General features: G+C 72.0%; 11 protein-coding genes. 6 read left to right on the top strand and 5 right to left on the bottom strand.

Going from position 1 to position 19219, the window contains the following annotated elements; all coding sequences use genetic code 11:
- Positions 1 to 10: 10 nt before the first annotated feature.
- Positions 11 to 898 (top strand): LLM class F420-dependent oxidoreductase, encoded by an 888-nt coding sequence (locus ABT053_RS40160; protein ID WP_350976755.1) that lies wholly within the window; start codon positions 11 to 13, stop codon positions 896 to 898.
- Between the two features lie 152 nt (positions 899 to 1050).
- Here ABT053_RS40160 and ABT053_RS40155 read toward each other — a convergent pair whose 3' ends face one another.
- The 4 genes from ABT053_RS40155 to ABT053_RS40140 form a co-directional block, all read right to left on the bottom strand.
- Positions 1051 to 2325: a cytochrome P450 gene (locus tag ABT053_RS40155; RefSeq protein WP_350976753.1), complete on the bottom strand. Its 1275-nt coding sequence runs from the start codon at positions 2323 to 2325 to the stop codon at positions 1051 to 1053.
- A complete protein-coding gene (locus ABT053_RS40150; RefSeq protein WP_350976750.1) occupies positions 2312 to 2527 on the bottom strand; it encodes a ferredoxin in 216 nt (71 codons plus the stop codon). The genes ABT053_RS40155 and ABT053_RS40150 overlap by 14 nt, the downstream gene beginning before the upstream one ends.
- Positions 2524 to 3165: a TetR/AcrR family transcriptional regulator gene (locus ABT053_RS40145; protein ID WP_350976747.1), complete on the bottom strand. Its 642-nt coding sequence runs from the start codon at positions 3163 to 3165 to the stop codon at positions 2524 to 2526. The genes ABT053_RS40150 and ABT053_RS40145 overlap by 4 nt, the downstream gene beginning before the upstream one ends.
- 503 nt (positions 3166 to 3668) lie before the next feature.
- Positions 3669 to 3977, bottom strand: coding sequence for a hypothetical protein (locus ABT053_RS40140; protein ID WP_350976745.1), 309 nt, complete (start codon positions 3975 to 3977; stop codon positions 3669 to 3671).
- Positions 3978 to 4211: 234 nt separating this feature from the next.
- Between ABT053_RS40140 and ABT053_RS40135 the strand changes: the two genes are divergently transcribed.
- Positions 4212 to 5333, top strand: coding sequence for a glycosyltransferase family 2 protein (locus ABT053_RS40135; protein ID WP_350976743.1), 1122 nt, complete (start codon positions 4212 to 4214; stop codon positions 5331 to 5333).
- Between the two features lie 318 nt (positions 5334 to 5651).
- On the opposite strand, the gene ABT053_RS40125 is transcribed toward ABT053_RS40135, so the two are convergent.
- Positions 5652 to 6719, bottom strand: coding sequence for a hypothetical protein (locus ABT053_RS40125; protein WP_350976741.1), 1068 nt, complete (start codon positions 6717 to 6719; stop codon positions 5652 to 5654).
- Positions 6720 to 6824: 105 nt separating this feature from the next.
- Here ABT053_RS40125 and ABT053_RS40120 point away from each other — a divergent pair, with 105 nt between their 5' ends.
- The 4 genes from ABT053_RS40120 to ABT053_RS40105 form a co-directional block, all read left to right on the top strand.
- Entirely contained in the window at positions 6825 to 7037 is a 213-nt protein-coding gene (locus ABT053_RS40120; RefSeq protein ID WP_350976738.1) for a hypothetical protein, read from the top strand.
- Positions 7038 to 7063: 26 nt separating this feature from the next.
- A complete protein-coding gene (locus tag ABT053_RS40115; RefSeq protein ID WP_350976737.1) occupies positions 7064 to 7282 on the top strand; it encodes a DUF6461 domain-containing protein in 219 nt (72 codons plus the stop codon).
- 592 nt (positions 7283 to 7874) lie between these two features.
- Positions 7875 to 17819, top strand: a complete 9945-nt coding sequence (locus ABT053_RS40110; protein ID WP_350976735.1) for a type I polyketide synthase — start codon at positions 7875 to 7877, stop codon at positions 17817 to 17819.
- Positions 17809 to 19219 (top strand): type I polyketide synthase (locus tag ABT053_RS40105; RefSeq protein ID WP_350976732.1); only part of this gene is annotated, 1411 nt, incomplete at its 3' end. The genes ABT053_RS40110 and ABT053_RS40105, both read left to right, overlap by 11 nt.

Below are 19219 nucleotides of genomic sequence, written 5' to 3'. Positions count from 1 at the left end.
GGAGGTCGTCATGCCGCGGCACAGCCGGTTGGGCAGGTTCGGTATCTGGAGCGGGGCCTGGGGGAGCGCGTTGCGCGGCGACGGCCCGGCCGACATGGGCGAGTTCGGCGACGCGGCGGCCGAGCTGGACGCACTGGGGTACGGCACCATCTGGCTCGGCGGCAGCCCGGCCGTCGACTACGCCGTACCGCTGCTCGACGCCGCCCCTCGCGTCACCGTGGCCACCGGCATCCTCAGCATCTGGGACTACGGGGCCGCCGAGGTCGCCGCGCAGCGGGCCGCCATCGAGCAGCGGTATCCCGGGCGTTTCGTCCTGGGACTCGGCGTGAGCCACGAGGGCATCGTCGAGCGGTACACGCGCCCGTACTCCGCGATGCGGGAGTATCTGGACGCGCTGGACTCCGCCGCCGATCCGGTGCCCGCGCAGGCGCGCGTCCTGGCCGCTCTCGGCCCCAGGATGCTGGAGCTGTCCAGGGACAGGGCCGCGGGCGCGCACCCGTACCTCGTCACCGTCGAGCACACCGCCCAGGCCCGCGAGATCCTGGGGGAGCACGCCCTGCTCGCCCCCGAGCTGAAGGTCGTCCTCGATCCCGACGTCGAAAGCGCCCGCGAGACCGCGCGCGGCTATCTCCGTTTCTACCTGACGTTGCCCAACTACACCGGCAACCTGCTCCGGCTGGGCTTCGGGGAGGACGACTTCCGCGACGGCGGCAGCGACCGGCTGGTGAACGCGGTGTTCGCGCTCGGGGACGCCGACGCCGTCGCGGGGAGGGCCGCGGACTTCCTGGCCGCGGGAGCCGATCACCTCGCGATCCAGGTGGTGACCGGCGACCCCTTCCGCGACCTGCCGCGCGCCGCGTGGCGCCGCCTGGCCGAGGCACTCCCGATGGACGGCTGAGCACCGGCCACACCCCGGGGGGACAGGGACCCGCTCTGCGGGCTGCGTACCGCCGCGCATCGGGAGGTGACCGTTTCCGCCCCGGGACGCACCACCGCCGGGGCCGGGAGGTGAGCGGAGTTCCGGCCCCGGGGGCTGGCCCCGGGGGGCGGTCAGCCGATGCGGAGCGGGAGGGTGCGTGGCCCGCGGACCTGGCCGGTCGCCCAGGTCACCGCCGCCGGGTCGTCGAGGCTGAAGGACGGGATCCGCTCCAGCCAGACCTCAAGTGCGACCCGCAGCTCCATGCGGGCCAGGTGCGAGCCCACGCAGCGGTGGATGCCCAGGCCGAACGCGGCGTGCCGGTTGACCTCGCGGTCGATGAGGACCTCGCCCGCCCGCTCGAACTGGGCCTCGTCGCGGTTGGCCGCGGGGAACGACAGCAGGATCCAGTCGTCGGCCTTCATGTCGACGCCGTTCCAGTGCATGTCCTCCTTGACCAGCCGCGCCATCGTGACCGGCGCGTAGGCCCGGAGGAACTCCTCCATCGCGGTCGGCAGCAGGTCGGGCTCGGCGACGAGGCGCTCGCGGTCGGCAGGCGTCTTGGCCAGGTGCCACAGCGACGCGCCGATCGCGCTCCACGTGGTGTCGATGCCGGCGATGAGCAGCAGCGCCATCGTGCCAGCCACGTGGAGCGACTCCAGCTTCCTGCCGTACAGCTCCGCGTTGATGAGGTAGGTCGTGAGGTCGTCGCGCGGGTTGTCGATGTGGTCGCGGATCTGCGCCAGCAGGTAGTCGAACAGCATCTCCATCCGGGGGATGCGCTCCTCCGGCGGCAGGTTGATGCCCTCCAGCGCGTTCTCGACGAACTCCCGGAAGCGCGGCCCGTCCTCGGGCGGGAAGCCCAGCATGTCGGCGATGACGCGCGTCGGGATGTGCTGGGCGTAGTCACGGGCGGCGTCGATGACGTCCCGCCCCTCCAGCGTGTCGAGGAGCGAGTGGCAGAACGCCCGCGTCGCCGGCTCCTGCCTGGCGACCGTCGTCTTGGTGAACATCGGCAGCAGCAGCTTGCGCGCGTCGTGGTGGAAGGGCGGGTCGGAGGAGATCGGCGGCGTGCCGCCCACCGGGGCCACCTCGGGCGGCGGCCGGAAGTTGCTCACGATGATCGACCGGGAGGAGAAGCGATCGGTGTCGTAGGCGATGGCCGCGACGTCCTCGTAGCGGGTCGGCAGCCACGCGCCGCCGAACCGTTCGGTGTGCGCGATCGGGCAGCGCCGCCGCAGGTCGTCCTGGATCGGGTACGGGTCGGCCGCCCACTCCGGCTCGGTGTGGGAGAAGTCGGTCGCCCAGTCGGAGACCGGCCCGGTGACGACCGCGTTGCGCACGCCGTCGGGACGGTCTCGCAGCCTCTCCTGGAACTCGTGCTCGCCGAAGCGGTCATCGACGGTCATGTCGCGCCTCCTGGAGGATCTCGATCGTTCTTTCCGGGCAGTTCGCCACGGCCAGGCGCGCCGCCTGCTCCTCGCCAGGCGGTACGAGGCCGTCGCCGACGACGTGCCCGTAGCCCTCGTCGTCCTCGCCGAACAGGCCGGGGGCGAGGTCGTAGCATCGACCGTGCCCCTGGCATCGTCCGGAGTCGATTCTTACCTTCATCGTGGCGCTCCTCTCTGCGCGGTGCTGTCGGCCTTCTGCGCGGTGTCGTCGGCAGGAGCCAGGGCGGCGACGACACGGGTGAGCAACGCGGCCCACTCCTCGTCGTCGACCGTGTGCAGGTCGGAGGTGACGAGCGCGCTGCCCATCGCGAGCAGCAGGCAGAAGTGCGACAGCGCGTCCGGCGACAGCGCGCCGTCCAGCTCGCCGTCGTTCTGGGCGGCACGGACGAGACCGGCCAGCCAGTCGGCGCGCTCGCCGACGTAGTCGCGCATCGGCCGGGCGACGTCCTCGTCGCGGCGTGCCGCCACGAGAGCCTCGACGATGAGGGAGCCGTGGGCGTCGGGCCGCCGGCGCGGGAGCCCTCGGCCGACGACGGCCAGCAGCTCCGTGATCGGCCGGTCCGGGTCGGCGGCGAACAACTTGGCCAGCAGCAGCGGCCCGTGCGCGCGCAGCGCGACCACCAGCAACTCGGCCTTCGACCCGAAATGGGCGTACAGGGCGCCGTTGCTCACCCCCGCCGCCGCGGCGATGTCGGCCACGCGCGTGCCGTCGTAGCCGCGCAGGGCGAAGGCCTCGGCCGCCGCCCGCAGCAGCCGCTCCCGGGTCTCGGTGGCGGTGACACCCGCGATACGCCCCATGCGCTAATTAAAAGAACGTTCATTTGATATGTCAACAGGGCTGTCCGGACTCGTCCAACTGTGTCTGGGGCCGTCGAACTTGAGAGTGCAGCGTGGATCTTGAGAGTGAGGAGTCGAAGACGAGAGTCGGGTTCCTCCCTCGGCGCCTGGCGTTGGCGGTTGAGCCGCAGCCCGACGAGTCGTTCTCCTCTTGGGTTGATCGGATGGCGGTGCGGAACGGGCACTCGTCGAGTCACTGGGGCTCGATGTGCGGGGACTGTCTGGCGATGTCCGCTCACTGGCGTACGGCATCGTCGCGACCCCGGAGACATGTGAGGGGGGCAGAGCCGCCACCGGGATAGGTGCCGAGGTCGTGCGCGCTATGCATCTAGAGGTGTTCAGCGGGTCCGCTGCTGACCTGGCGGGCGTCCGCATTGGCGACGAGGAGTCTGTGCGCCGAGCGGAGACCCGTGAGGTTATGCGGAGGAGAAGGTGCGCCTGAGCAAACCGGTGTCGGCCGGCGATCAGGCCGCGTCGACGGTGTCCGGCGGTAACACCCGTGGTCTTGGCTGGTTATCCGATGGAGGGACCGTGGCGAACTCGTCGTAGGTCCTGCGTTCCCGCAGGCAGCCGAGCATCCGGTTGAAGGTGTTGCGCAGCGCGCTGGAGTGCCGGTCGCCTTTGACCCGGCGACGGTCGTAGTGCCGACGCCAGGCGGTGACGGCGGCTTCGGCGCCGACCAGGTCGGCGAACGCGTCCGCGTGCCCGGCCGCCCGCGCGAGCAGCCACTCCCGGTAGGCCGGCGCCTGGCGCCGGTAGGCGGTCGCGGTCACCCTTCGGACTCCCCTTCTTATCCGGGGAGTTTTTCCGGCGCTGGCCTCTGCCCTGCCCCGAAGTTATCCGGGGAGATCGTGCTCACACTCACCGGATAACCGAACTCATCCAGGGAGAACATACGGAGATCATTGCACTGGACTTGCGGACGGTTGATAATTCTGGTCGCGAAGGCGTTCGACGTGTCCGTGGCCGTGCCGGTCATCCTTTGTCGCCCATTCACAGGAGGTTCCGTGAAGGTCAGCGTCGTCATTCCAGCCTTCAACGTACGGAGCAAGTTGCGCCTGTTGCTGTACACCCTCGCGCACAGCGTGCTCGATCCGGACGACTTCTTCGAGCTCGTCGTCGCCGACGACGGCTCCACCGACGGCACCGGCGAGATGGTCGCCGAGCTGGCGGGCCATGACAATCTGACCTACCTCTACCTTCCGCGCACCGATCGGTCGAGCCGGGCGGCCGCCCGCAACGCGGCCATCGCCAAGGCCAGCGGGGAGCTCATCGTCATGGTCGACGCCGATACGGTGGTCGGGCCGACCTATCTCGCCGAACACGTTCGCTATCACCGGCTCAGGAATGATCTCGTCGTGATCGGCCCCCGCCCCGACCTCGGAGACGGAGAATTCGACGAGGAGCGCCTCAGCCGCGAATTCACCTTCGACGCCATGCCCGACGTCGCCTGGGGTGATCCGCGCGAGCAGGTGCTGGCCGAATTCTCGGGCAACATGAACCGGCTCGCCATCTGCTGGCATCTCCTGTTCACCTGCAACGCCTCGGTGCGCGTCGAGCACCTACGCCGGCTCGGTGGTTTCGACGAGGCGTTTCTCGGCTGGGGACTTGAGGACACCGACCTGGGGTATCGGCTGCGGCAGGCGGGACTGGCCTTCGCGTTCAACGCCTCGGCCGTGGCCTACCACCAGCGGCGCCGGGGGATAGACGCCGGAATGTACGGCGACTGGGTCCGCAACCTCGCCTACATGATGGCCAAGCACCAGGCGCCCGAAGTGGCGATCCAGTCGATCGTCGGCCTGGCCATGAACCCCGCTGGCCCGCGGATCGGCTGGGTGGAGGCGATGCGCTGCTTCGAGGTCGCCGCGCGGGCCCTCGAGGGCCGGCTGCCGGCGCCCGTCACCTACCGGCTCGTGGTGGTCGAGGAGGACACGGTCGACGCCGCGACGGCGGAGGTGGTGGCCCGCGGGGCGACGAGCGATCTTCTCATCATCGACGAGACCCTCGGCGCCGAGCTGGCCGGCCTGGTCCAGTGCGTGGACACCCCCGGCGAGCTGCTCTACTTCCACCGGCCGTCGGCGACGCGGCGAGCCGAGATCTTCATCCGCTACCCGGTGGACGGCGGATAAGTTGAGCGTGTTCCATCCCGTTTCGCGGGCCTGAGGGACGAAGACGGCTTTGACCAGCCGACCTGCGCGAAGTGGGCGGCAGCGTGGTTTCCGGAGGATGTGCCAGGTCTTCGACACGGCGTTGGCGCGCTCGCCGGGGCCGCGGAGCTGGTGTGGGGGAGTTTTCTGTGCGGCTGGTTTATTTCTTCCTTTGCGGAGCGCCGACACCTGCCGACCTGCACCTGCTCCGAAGTAGCCTTTTGGTTTCCGCGCCAGCCCGGCGGCGGCTTCTGGCGGAGGCAGCAGCGACCGGGCATGGTTCGGATCGCCGCGGCCTGCTCAGCGGCGGTAGGTCCAGATCAAACCGCCGCGGCGGGAAGGTGCCGCGCCGACCGCCCAGACGGAACCGGTCCCCAGTTGGACGGCGAGGTCACGGACGGACGCCTTCCGGTTCGGCGGAGCCGGAAAGGCGCCCGGCTCGACACCGTCGGTGCCGATGTGCAGGAACCCGCTGCCTCCGCCCTTGGCGTCGTAGACGACCCAGGCCCCGCCTCTGCCGTCGGGCTCCGCCTGGGCGCGCGGCTGGATGCCCGGTTCGCCACGAACCTCGAAGTCGAAGTCGCCCAGATAGCCCGACAGCAGCAAAGTCTCGCCGCAGAAGGAGCGCTTCGCACCGCCGCACGGCCAGGCGACCCAGCCGACGGCCATCACCCGGCCGGTCTCACCGTCGACCGCGACATCCGTCAACTCCGAGATCTGGCCCGAGTGCGCGGACGGAATCGCGGGAAGCGCGACCGCGCGCCAGGCCGTGCCGGTCCAGCGGGCCAGGGCCGCCCTGCCCCGCGCCGAACCCGCCGCCCACTTGCCGTCGAGTCCTTTGACCACGATCGGCGTGCCGACCTTGCGCCACACCGACCCGGTCAGGCGCCGCAGCGTGGACCGCGCCTTCCACCCGGCGTCACCGGCCGCGGGGAACGTGTTCGAGTTCTCGATGACCCACAGGTTCTGGCCGATGGAGTACGCCCGATCGACCCGGCCATGACGCCATCGTTTGACCTGCCAGCGCTTGCCGTCCCACCGGGCGTACCGCGACGAGCCGAACGCCCAGACCCTGGTGTCGGACGCCGACGCCAGCCGCCTCACCCGGAAGCCCGGCCCGGTGACCCGTTTGAAGGCGGTACGGCCGCCCTTGAGCAGGAGCGACTCGGTGCGGCTCGACGCGCGATCCGGGCGCCTCGTCCCGGCGACCCAGACCGCCCCACCCGGCGTCACCGTCACCGCGTCGTAGGAGTCACGGGGTTGGTCGTGGACGACGCTCCACCGACCGGCCGGTGCCTCGGCGTGGGCGGCGGCCGGCCCGGCTGCGACGAAGAAGGCGACGGCCGCGGCGGTGCCGCGAAACAACATTCCCATAAAGGTGAGACGCGCCTTTCGGCGGAAAAGTTTGCATGCGGCAGGACGGGGTGGTGAGATCCGGCTGTCGCTTTCCGGTCCGAGGCCAGACGGATCTTGTTGTGCGAGTGGGGAGGTGGAGACGTCCACCAGCTGCCCGACCTGCCCTCGGGGCCGGGGTGGTACCGGCTGCGCTACCACGCCGTGAACATGGACGAGGATTCGGGAGCGGAAGATCGATATCTGCTGCAGATCTGGCCGCAGCCCGAGTCCGTCCCACAGGTGGTCAAAAGTACGAGCGCGCAACTCGCCTACTGGTGTGGCGCCGGCTGACGTCGCGGCTTCGATAGTTTCTGATCATGTCCGATGCCGACGTCAACCCGAGGTTTCCCCTCGACAGGCAGGGCGCGGATCCCGACCGGCTCAATCGTCACCTCCGTGAGCTGGGCATCGATCCGGCCATCGAGGATTCCATCGACAACCCCGTCCCGGCGACCCTGGCTCTCGCCACCCGTGTCACCGGTGTCATGATCACCCCGCAACACCTTCACCGCCCCGTTCTCGGTGCCTGTTTCTGACTTACCCCGGCGATGGAACGGGCCGGGAGTGGTGGTGACGCAGTGATGCACTCCTCTTGCTCCGTGGATCCTTCGGATGCGGGCGATGTCCCATACGTCGTGCCGACGGGTTGAGTGTCCCATTTTAATGGCTGTAATGTTATTTTTTACATTTTTCGTAGTATTTGGCAAGATTAGTTATCTGTGATGATGGATGGCGCTGTAAATGGTATTACGTGTGCTTCTGGGTAATTCGGTGTGTCAATACGTGTGCGTTCGCTCCACGCGAAACCGGTGTCGCTCCGGCTCCCTGTCAACCTTTCAGTCAACTCCACGACCCTCGCTGACCATCGGCCGCATCGGAGGAGGAGAGTGGGGTCACGCCCTCCGTGATCACCACATCGAGTGGCAAGTCAGGTCGCCCCATAACAAGTAACAGGACGGACATTTACTCGCTCATCCGGCGACGTACTATGCGTGTTGTAGATCATCTTTCACCAAAGGGGGCCTTGGTGATTTACGCCGCTGACGTGGCATGACGGCGCGTTCACGCGGGACGGCGGGGTCTGACCCGCCGCGGGGGCGGGTGTTCTCACGGGGGTGAGGTGTACGAATGAGCGATCCCGGTGCGCGGAGCGGCCACGACGCCATCGCGATCATCGGACTGTCCTGCCGGTTCCCCATGGCCGGGAGTCCCGCGGAGTTCTGGACCCTCCTCAGGGAGGGGGTGGACGCCGTCACCGGGCCGCCCGGCGGCCGCCCCGGTCAGGCCGGCCCGCGTGGCGGGTTCATCGAGCGGATCGACCACTTCGACCCGGCCTTCTTCGGCGTCTCGCCGAGGGAGGCGGCCTTCATGGACCCGCGGCAGCGGCTGATGCTGGAACTCGGCTGGGAGGCGCTGGAGGAGGCCAGGATCGTGCCGGCGAGCCTGCGCGGCAGCCGTACGGGAGTCTTCGCGGGCGCGATCTGGGACGACTACGCGGCCCTCGCGGGCGGGCGGGACGCGTCCGCGCTCACACCCCACGCCATGACCGGGCTGCACCGCGGCGTCATCGCCAACCGCCTCTCCTACACGCTCGGCCTGCGCGGTCCCAGCCTCACCGTCGACACGGCGCAGTCGTCCTCGCTGGTGGCCGTGCACCTGGCCTGCGAGAGCCTGCTGGCGGGCGAGTCCGTCCTCGCGCTGGCCGGGGGCGTCAACCTGATGATCGGCCCCGACAGCGCCGAGGTCTCCGCGGCCTTCGGCGGGCTGTCCCCCCGGGGCCGGTGCGCGACCTTCGACGCCCGCGCCGACGGGTACGTGCGCGGCGAGGGCGGTGCCGTCCTCGTGCTCAAACCCCTGGCCGCGGCCCTCGCGGACGGCGACCGGATCCACTGCGTCATCCGCGCCACCGCGACCGGGAACGACGGCGGCGGCCGTACGCTCACCACACCCGAGGCGGCGGCCCAGGAAGAGGTCGTCCGGCGGGCCCACGCCCGCGCGGGGGTGCGCCCCGAGGAGGTCCAGTACGTCGAGCTGCACGGCAGCGGCACCCCGGTCGGCGACCCGGTCGAGGCGCGGGCCCTCGGCGCGGCCTTCGCGGGAGCGACGGGAACGGCCGGGACACCGCTGCGGGTCGGCTCGGTGAAGACGAACATCGGTCACCTGGAAGGCGCGGGCGGCATCGCCGGGCTGGTGAAGACGGCGCTGTGCGTCGCCCACGGCGAGCTGGTGCCGAGCCTGCACTTCGAGATGCCCAACCCGGACATCCCGCTGGAGGAGCTGCGCCTGCGGGTGCAGACCGAGACCGGCCCGTGGCCCGCCGCGGACCGCCCGCGGGTGGCCGGTGTGAGCTCCTTCGGCATGGGCGGCACGAACTGTCACGTCATCCTCGCGGAGGCCCCGCGCCCGGTCCCCGCACGGCCCGCACCCTTCCCAGGTTCCACGGGCTTCCCGGGTTCCACCGTCTCTTCGGGCTCCGCCTCGCTTTCGGATACCGCCGGGTCCTCCGTGAGCCCCACCGGCGCGGAGCCCGTGGTACGCGGAGAACTTCCCGGCGTCTGGCCGGTCTCGGCCCGTGGTGAGGAAGGGCTCCGGGCGCAGGCGGGCCTGTTGCTGGACAGGCTGGAGCGCGACCCGGGACTCGACCTCGCCGACCTCGGACATTCGCTCGCCACCACCAGGACCGCCTTCGAGCGCCGCGCGGCGGTCGTCGCGCCGGACCGCGAGACGCTGCTGCGTGCCCTGGCCGGGCTGGCACGCGGCGAACCCGCGCCCGGCCTCGTCCAGCGAGCCGGTACGGCGGGTGCCGGACGGATCGCGTTCGTCTTCCCCGGCCAGGGCTCGCAGTGGACCGGGATGGCGGCCCGGCTCGTGGAGACCGTCCCCGCCTTCCGGGACCGGCTCGCCGACTGTTCCCGGGCGTTCGCCCCCCACCTGGGTTTCTCCCTCATCGACCGGCTGGCCGACGGTGAGCCCCTGACGGGCGACGACGTTGTCCAGCCCGCGCTGTTCGCCCAGATGGTCTCGCTGGCCGCCCTCTGGAGCTCCCACGGGGTGCGGCCCGCCGCCGTCGTGGGCCACAGCCAGGGCGAGGTCGCCGCCGCGTACGTGGCGGGCGCGCTGTCACTGGACGACGCCGCGCGCCTGGTGGCGCTGCGCGGCCGGGCGATGTCCGCGATCGCCGGGCGCGGGGGCATGCTGTCGGTGGCCCTGCCCGCCGACGAGGTCCTGGCGCGGCTGGCCCGCGCGTCCGGGAGGCTCGCGGTCGCCGCCGTGAACGGCCCGGCGTCGGTCGTGGTCTCCGGAGACCTGGACGCGCTCGACGAGCTGCGGGCCGCCTGCGAGGCGGACGGCGTCAGAGCCCGCCGGGTCGCGGTCGACTACGCCTCGCACTGCGAACACGTCGACGCGGTACGCGAGCGGCTGCTCGGCGAGCTGTCCTACCTCCGGCCGGGAGGGTCGCGCGTCGCGTTCTACTCCACCGTCACGGCCGGGCCGCTGGAAACCCACCGGCTGGACGCCTCCTACTGGTACCTCAACCTGCGGCGGCGGGTCCGCTTCGAGGAGACGGTCCGCGCACTGGAGGCCGCGGGACACGACCTCTTCGTCGAGGTGAGCCCGCACCCGCTGCTCACCGGGGCCGTCCGGGACACCCTCGGGGCCGGGGGCGCGGTCGTCGGCACCCTCCGCCGCGACGAGGGCGGCACGGACCGCTTCCTGGCCTCACTGGCCGAGGCGCAGGTCGCGGGCGCCTCCGTCGACTGGGAAACGATCTTCCCCGGCGGGCGGCCGGTGGACCTGCCGACGTATCCGTTCGAACGGCGCCCCTACTGGCTGGACACGCGGACCGGCCCGGGACCGTCCCGCGACGCCACCTCGTCTCTCCCCGTGTCCCTTCCCGCCGCTCATGACACTTCCCCCGAGCCGGTACGGGACCTCGCGGGCGTGGTGCGCGCGCAGGTGGCCGCGATCATGGGCCACTACGCGGCCGACGCCGTGGAGATGGACCGGACCTTCAAGGACCTCGGCTTCGACTCCGCCATGTCGGTCGAGCTGTGCGAGCGGCTCGCCGCCGCCACCGGGCGGCCGGTGCCGGGCACCGCCGTCTTCGACCACCCCACCCCCTCGGCCCTCACCGCCCACCTGGGCTCGGCACCGGCCGTCCCCGAGACCCCGGTCGTCGCGACGCCCTCCACCGATCCGGTGGTGATCGTGGGGATGGCGTGTCGTTTTCCGGGTGGGGTGTCCTCTCCGGAGGGTTTGTGGGATGTGGTGGTGTCGGGTCGGGATGTGGTGTCGGGGTTTCCGGTGGATCGTGGGTGGGATCTTGGGGTGTTGGGGGAGGTGTCGGCGTCTGGTGTGGGTGGGTTTGTGGATGGGGTGGGGGAGTTTGATGCGGAGTTTTTTGGGATTTCTCCGCGTGAGGCGTTGGCGATGGATCCGCAGCAGCGGTTGTTGCTGGAGGTGTCGTGGGAGGCGGTGGAGCGGGCGGGGATCGATCCGTCGTCGTTGCGGGGCAGCCAGACCGGCGTCTACATCGGCGCGATGCCGACCGACTACGGCCCGCGCCTGCACGAGACCGGGGGGGAGACGGCGGGTTACGGCCTGACCGGTACGACGTCGAGTGTGGTGTCGGGTCGGGTGGCGTATGTGCTGGGGTTGGAGGGTCCGGCGGTGACGGTGGACACGGCGTGTTCGTCGTCGTTGGTGGCGTTGCATCAGGCGGTGTCGGCGTTGCGGGCGGGGGAGTGTTCTTTGGCGTTGGCCGGTGGGGTGACGGTGATGGCCAATCCAGGGATGTTCGTGGAGTTCAGTCGTCAGGGTGGGCTGGCCTCGGATGGGCGGTGCAAGTCCTTCGCGGCCTCGGCCGACGGCACGGCGTGGTCCGAGGGCGTCGGCGTACTGCTGCTGCAACGGCTGTCGGAGGCCCGGCGCCTGGGGCGGCCCGTGCTGGCCGTCGTCGCCGGCAGCGCGGTGAATCAGGACGGTGCCTCGAACGGGTTGACGGCGCCGAACGGTCCGGCGCAGGAGCGGGTGGTGCGTCGGGCGTTGGCGGACGCGGGGCTGGTGGCGTCGCAGGTGGATGCGGTCGAGGCGCATGGTACGGGGACGCGGTTGGGTGATCCGATCGAGGCGAAGGCCCTGTTGGCGTCGTATGGGCGGGGGCGTGAGCGTCCGTTGTGGTTGGGGTCGTTGAAGTCGAACATCGGTCATGCTCAGGCTGCTGCGGGGGTGGCGGGTGTGATCAAGATGGTGATGGCGATGCGGCATGGGGTGTTGCCGCGGACGTTGCATGTGGATGAGCCGTCGCCGCATGTGGATTGGTCGTCGGGTGCGGTGTCGTTGTTGACGTCGTCGGTTTCGTGGCCGGAGACGGGTGGTCCGAGGCGGGCGGGGGTGTCGTCGTTCGGGATCAGCGGGACGAACGCGCATGTGGTGTTGGAGCAGGGACCGCAGGTCCCTGAGCCCCGGGAGGCCGACGGGGAAGCCGGGGGAGTCGAGGGAGCCCGGGGAACTGGGGAAATCGGCGCTCCGGAAGCCGGGGGAAGCGCGAAGGTCTCGCGGGTTGTGGCGGTTCCTCCGGAGAGCGAAGAGGTCCGGGTGGTCCCGCGGGTTGCGGCCGTCCCGGAGCAGGGGGAGAGCGCGGAGGGCCCAGAGTCCGGGGAGCGCGGGGAAGACGCCGGGGGTCCGGAGCATGGGGAGGGCGCGGGGGGTTCGGAGGCTGGGGAGGCCGGGGAGGGTGCGGAGGCCGGGGAGGCGGCTCGTCCGGTGCCGTGGATCGTCACCGGCAGGGACGACCGCGCGCTGCGCGAGCAGGCGGCGCGGCTGCGCGAGCACCTGGCCGCACATCCCGCGGTCACCCCGGCCGGCGTCGGGCACGCCCTGGCCACCACCCGCGCCACGTTCACCCGGCGCGCGGCGCTGGTCGCCGCGGACATCCGGGACTTCGACCGCGGCCTGGCGGCGCTCGCCGCCGGACGGGAGACGCCGGGCCTGGTCACGGGTACGGCCTCCGGCGGGCTCGGCTTCCTGTTCACCGGCCAGGGGAGTCAGCGGCACGCGATGGGCCGTGAGCTGCACGCGGCCCATCCGGTGTTCGCCCGCGCGCTGGAGGAGGTCTGGGACGGGCTCCGGCCGCATCTCGGCCGTTCACCGGCCGGCATCGTGTTCGGCGACGTGCCCGACGAGCTGCTCGACCGGACCGAGCACACCCAGACCGCGCTGTTCGCGCTGGAGGTGGCGCTGTTCCGGTTGCTGGAACACTGGGGCGTCCGCCCGGACGTCCTCGCCGGGCACTCCGTCGGAGAGCTGTCGGCCGCCCACGTCGCCGGGGTGCTCTCGTTGCCCGACGCGTGCGCGCTGGTCGCCGCCCGAGGCCGCCTGATGGGCGCGCTGCCGGAGGGCGGGGCGATGGCGGCGGTGGAGGCGTCGGAGGAGGAGATGCTCGGCCTGCTGGCCGGGCACGAGCACGAACTCGCGCTCGCCGCGGTCAACGGCCCGGCCGCGGTCGTCGTCTCCGGCGACGAGGCGCCCGTGCTCGGCGTGGCCGCGCACTTCGAGGCGCGTGGCCGCAAGGTCCGCAGGCTGAGGGTGAGCCACGCGTTCCACTCGCCGCGCATGGACGGGATGCTCGACGCCTTCGGGGAGGTGGCCGAGGGACTGACCTACGGGGAGCCGCGTGTTCCCGTCGTGTCGACCGTGACCGGGGGGCCGGTCGACTTCTCCGCCGAACACTGGGTGCGCCAGGTACGCGGACCTGTCCGGTTCGCCGACGCCGTGCGGGCCGCGCACGCGGACGGGGTGCGGACGTTCCTGGAGCTCGGGCCCGACGGGGTGCTCTCCGCGATGGGGGCCGAATGCGCGCCGGACGCGGTCTTCGCGCCGGTGCTGCGCCGTGGCGTACCCGAGACGACGACCCTGGCCACCGCGCTGGCGACGGCCGCCGTGCGCGGTGCGGACGTCGACTGGGGCGCGTTCTTCGGCGGCGCGCGTCCCGCCCCGCTGCCGACCTACCCGTTCCGGCGCCGTCGCTACTGGCTGGAGACGCCGCGGGCCGCGGCGGGTGAGCACCCGATGCTGGACGCTCCCGTCGAGTCGGCCGCCTCGGGGGAGACGCTGTTCACGGCCCGGCTCTCCCGCCGTTCCCACCCGTGGCTCGCCGACCACGAGGTGGCCGGATCGGTCATCCTGCCCGGGGCGGTGCTGCTGGAGCTGGCCTGGCACGCGGGCGCGCGGACGGGCTGCCCGGGGGTCGAGGAGCTCACCCTCGAACGACCGGTGACGCTGCCCGGAGACGGCCACGTCGAGGTCCAGCTCGTGGTCGCCGCCCCGGACGCCGAGGGCCGCAGGGCCCTCACACTCTACAGCCGGTCCCGGGACGGCGAGTGGACGAGGAACGGTTCCGGGCTGCTGGGCCCCGCTCCCACTCTCGCTCGGGCCGGGACGACGCCGTCCGGCTTGGACGCGGGCACCACGTGCGACGCGGGGATCACGCGCGACGCGATCCCGCCGGTCGCCGGAGACGTCACCGGAGACGCCGGTGAGGACGCCGGCGCCGTCTACGACCGGCTCGCCGAACGCGGCTACGCCTACGGGCCCGCCTTCCGTGGCCTGCGTACCGTCCGCTATCAGGGCGCGGAGGCGTACGCCGAGGTGAGGCTGCCGGGGGGCCTGCCGCGCGGCGGCTTCGGGCTGCACCCCGCGCTGCTGGACGCGGCCCTGCACGCGTGGGCCGGTCGCCCGGCGGCCGGTGAGGGACCGCCCGAGCTGCCCTTCGCCTTCAGCGGCGCGTCGCTGGTCACGACCGGCGCGGAGACCCTGCGGGTACGCCTGGCGCCCGTAGACGGCGGCGGGATCACGCTGACCGCCTCCGACGAGGAGGGCAGGGTCGTCCTGTCGATCGACGAGCTGGTGCTGCGCCCGGCCCGCCCCGGCTCGGTGGCGCCGGTGAACGCGATGTTCCGGCTTGATTGGCTCTCCGTGCCGCCCGGTGGGTCACCGGTGGGGGTGGGACGGATCGTCACGCTGGGAGAGGACCTCGCCCTTGGCCCGGTTCTCGACGAAACCGCTGCCCCGGCCCCTGACCTCGACCATGGGTCGGTGGTCGATGGGATGAGTCTCGCCCACGGCCCGATCACCGCCGGGGCCCTCGGCCCGGTCCTCGACGCGACCGGTGCGCCGGTCCTCGACGTAGCTCTCGACCGGTCCTCCGACGGCACCTCTGGTCCGGTCTCCGCTCCGATCCCCGGACCGGTCCTCGGCTCGGTTCCTGGTCCGGTCCCCGGTCCGGTTTCCGGCTCGGTTTCTGGTGCGGAGCGGCCCAAGGTGGTGGTCGCCTGGTGTCCTCGGTCCGGTGGCGTGCGCGCCGTCACCGGGCGTGTCCTGGCGCTGGTGCGCGACTGGCTCGCGGAGGAGCGTCTCGCCGACGCCAGGCTGCTCCTGGTGACCCGCGGCGCGGTCGCCACCGAGGCGGGACAGGACGCCGACCCGGTACAGGCCGCGGTGTGGGGGCTGGTGCGTTCCGCGCAGACCGAGCATCCCGGGCGCCTGGTGCTGGTGGACACCGACGACGGCTCCGGGGACCCGCTCGCGACCGGGCTCAGGACTGGGCTCGCGACCGTGCTCCCGACCGGGCTCAGGACTGGGCTCGCGACCGTGCTCCCGACCGGGCTCGCGACCGGGGAGCCCCAGTTCGCGCTTCGCGACGGCACGGTCCGTGTCCCGCGCCTGGCCAGAGCCGCCGCCCCGCGCCCCGGCTCGCTCCCCCTGCCCGACGGGGACGCCTCCCCGGTGTCCGGCCGGAGGGTCCCGTGGCGGCTCGGGGTCGTCCGGCGGGGCACGCTGGACGGGCTGGCCCTGCGGCCCTGCCCCGAGGTGGACGGACCACTCGCGCCCGGCCAGGTCCGGGTCTCGGTACGCGCGGCGGGGGTGAACTTCCGCGACGTGCTCGGCGCCCTGGGCCACTACCCGGGCGATCCCGGTCTCCCCGGCCTCGAAGCGGCCGGAACGGTCAGCGAGGTGGGACGGGGAGTCACGGGGATCGCGCCGGGCGACCGGGTGATGGGCGTCTTCTCCGGCGCTTTCGGCCCCGTCGCGGTCACCGACCGGCGGGCCGTCACGCCGATCCCCGACGGCTGGACGTACGCGCGGGCGGCCGCCACGCCCATCGCCTACCTCACCGCCTACCACGCGCTGGTCGAGCTGGCGGGGCTGCGGCGCGGCGAGTCCGTACTGATCCACTCCGCGGCGGGCGGGGTGGGCACGGCCGCCGTCCGGCTCGCCCTGCACCTCGGCGCGGACGTGTACGGCACCGCCTCCCCGGCCAAGCACGGCGCCACCGGCCTGCCACCCGGGCGGGTCGCCTCGTCGCGTGACACCGCCTTCGAGGAACGGTTCCGGGCGGCGACCGGCGGTCGCGGCGTGGACGTCGTGCTCAACTCCCTCGCGGGGGAGCCGACCGACGCCTCCCTGCGGCTGCTGGCCCCCGGGGGCCGCTTCGTCGAGCTGGGCAAGACCGACCTCCGGGACCCGGCCGGAATCCGCTACCACGCCTTCGACCTGCTCGACCTGCTCGAACGGGAACCGGACCGGATCGGCCGCATGCTCTCCGAGCTCGCCCCGCTGTTCGCCGCCGGGACGCTCGAACCACCGCCGGTCACCGCCTGGGACGTGCGCCGGGCACCCGAGGCGTTCAGGTTCGTCGGCCAGGCCAGGCACACCGGCAAGGTCGTGCTGACCGTCCCGGACGGGCCCGACCCGCGAGGCACGGTCCTGATCACCGGCGGCACCGGCGCGCTCGGCCGGGCCCTGGCCCGGCACCTGGTGGACGCGTACGGCACGCGCCACCTGATCCTGGCGGGGCGCCGCGGCCCCGCCGCCGACGGCGCCGCGGACCTGCGGCGGGAACTGGCCGGACTGGGCGCCACGGTCACCTTCGCCGCCTGTGACGTCGCCGATCGTGCGGCCGTCGCCGCGCTCCTCGACACCGTCCCCGCCGAGCACCCGCTGACCGCCGTCGTGCACGCCGCCGGTGTCCTCGACGACAGCGTGATCACCGAGCTGACCCCCGGACGGCTCGACACCGTGCTCCGTGCCAAGGTCGACGGCGCCCTGCACCTCCACGAGCTCACCGCCGGCGCGGACCTGTCGGCGTTCGTCCTGTTCTCCTCCGTCATGGCCACTCTGGGCGGCGCCGGGCAGGCCAACTACGCGGCGGCCAACGCGGCACTCGACGCGCTGGCGCAGAGCCGGCGGGCCCACGGCCTGCCGGCCACCGCGCTCGCCTGGGGCCCCTGGCGCCAGGAGGAGGGCATGGCCGGTGGCCTCGCCGCCGCCGACCTAGCCAGGATGGCCCGCTCCGGGCTGCGGCCCATGCCGACCGCCGACGCGCTCGCCCTGTTCGACCTGGCCCTGGCCGGGGACGAGGCGGTTCCCGTACCGGCCGCGTTCGACCTGGGCGCGCTGCGTGCGCGCGGCGGGGAGACACCGGCGGTGCTGCGCGGGCTGCTGACCGCGCACCCCGGGGACGCGGCATCCACGCGGGCCGGAACGTCCATGTGGACCGGAACGTCCATGTCGACCGGGGACGGGACGCCCGCGCGGGCCGGAGGAGACGCGACGCCCGTCCCGGTCGAGGAGACCGCTGGGCCCACGCTGCGCGAGCGGCTCGAGGGGGCGGCTCCCGCCGAGCGCGAGAAACTCCTGCTCGACCTGGTGCACACGCACGCCGGCCTGGTGCTCGGGTACGACGCCGCCGACGCGATCGACGGCGAGACGCCGTTCAAGGACCTCGGGTTCGACTCCCTGACCTCGGTCGAGCTGCGCAACCGGCTGAGCGCCGCCACCGGTCTGCGGCTGCCGACCGGCCTGCTGTTCAACCATCCCAGTCCCGGGGTCCTGGCCCGCCATCTGCGCGATCGGCTGTTCCCCGAGGACCGGGCCGCCCCGGAACCGCCGGTCCGACCGGCGATCCCACCGGCACCGCCGCCCGGCTCGGACGTCACCGAGCGGCTCCGCACGGCCAGCGTCGACGACCTCCTCAGCTTCATCGACAAGGAGCTCACCCATGGCGAATGACGAGCAGCTCGTCGAGTATCTGCGCCGGGTCACCATCGAGTTGCAGGAGACCCGGCAGCGCCTCCAGGAGGCGGAGTCCCGCAGCCCCGATCCGGTGGTGATTGTGGGGATGGCGTGTCGTTTTCCGGGTGGGGTGGTGTCTCCGGAGGGTTTGTGGGATGTGGTGGTGTCGGGTCGGGATGTGGTGTCGGGGTTTCCGGTGGATCGTGGGTGGGATCTTGGGGTGTTGGGGGAGGTGTCGGCGTCTGGTGTGGGTGGGTTCGTGGAGGGGGTGGGGGAGTTTGATGCGGAGTTTTTTGGGATTTCTCCGCGTGAGGCGTTGGCGATGGATCCGCAGCAGCGGTTGTTGCTGGAGACCTCGTGGGAGGCGGTGGAGCGCGCCGGGATCGACCCGTCGTCGTTGCGCGGCAGCCAGACCGGCGTCTACATCGGCGCCATCGCGCAGGACTACGCGGCTCCCCTGTACTCCCCGCCGGAGGGCTTCGAAGGCCACCTGCTGACCGGTACGACGTCGAGTGTGGTGTCGGGTCGGGTGGCGTATGTGCTGGGGTTGGAGGGTCCGGCGGTGACGGTGGACACGGCGTGTTCGTCGTCGTTGGTGGCGTTGCATCAGGCGGTGTCGGCGTTGCGGGCGGGGGAGTGTTCGTTGGCGTTGGCCGGTGGGGTGACGGTGATGGCCAATCCGGGGATGTTCGTGGAGTTCAGCCGTCAGGGTGGGCTGGCCTCTGATGGGCGGTGCAAGTCCTTCGCGGCCTCGGCCGACGGCACGGGCTGGTCCGAGGGCGTGGGAGTGCTCGTCGTCGAGCGTCTGTCCGATGCCGTGCGCAACGGCCGCCGGGTGCTGGCGGTGGTGCGTGGTTCGGCGGTGAATCAGGACGGTGCGTCGAACGGGTTGACGGCGCCGAACGGCCTGGCGCAGGAGCGGGTGGTGCGTCGGGCGTTGGCGGACGCGGGGCTGGCGGCGTCGGAGGTGGATGCGGTCGAGGCGCATGGTACGGGGACGCGGTTGGGTGATCCGATCGAGGCGGAAGCCCTGTTGGCGTCATATGGGCAGGGGCGTGAGCGTCCGTTGTGGTTGGGGTCGTTGAAATCGAACATCGGTCATGCTCAGGCGGCTGCTGGGGTGGCTGGTGTGATCAAGATGGTGATGGCGATGCGGCACGGGGTGTTGCCGCGGACGTTGCATGTGGATGAGCCGTCGCCGCATGTGGACTGGTCGTCGGGTGCGGTGTCGTTGTTGACGTCGTCGGTGCCGTGGCCGGAGACGGGTGGTCCGAGGCGGGCGGGGGTGTCGTCATTCGGGATCAGCGGGACGAACGCGCATGTGGTGTTGGAGCAGGGGCCGGTGGTCGAGTCTCTCGGGTCTTCGGAGGTTCCAGGGGTTCCGGTGCCGTTGGTGG

The sequence above is a fragment of the Streptosporangium sp. NPDC002524 genome, from assembly GCF_040295985.1.
Classification (GTDB): Bacteria; Actinomycetota; Actinomycetes; order Streptosporangiales; family Streptosporangiaceae; genus Streptosporangium.
The sequence above is the reverse complement of the archived record's forward strand: the minus strand, read 5'-3'. Positions and strand labels throughout refer to the sequence as shown.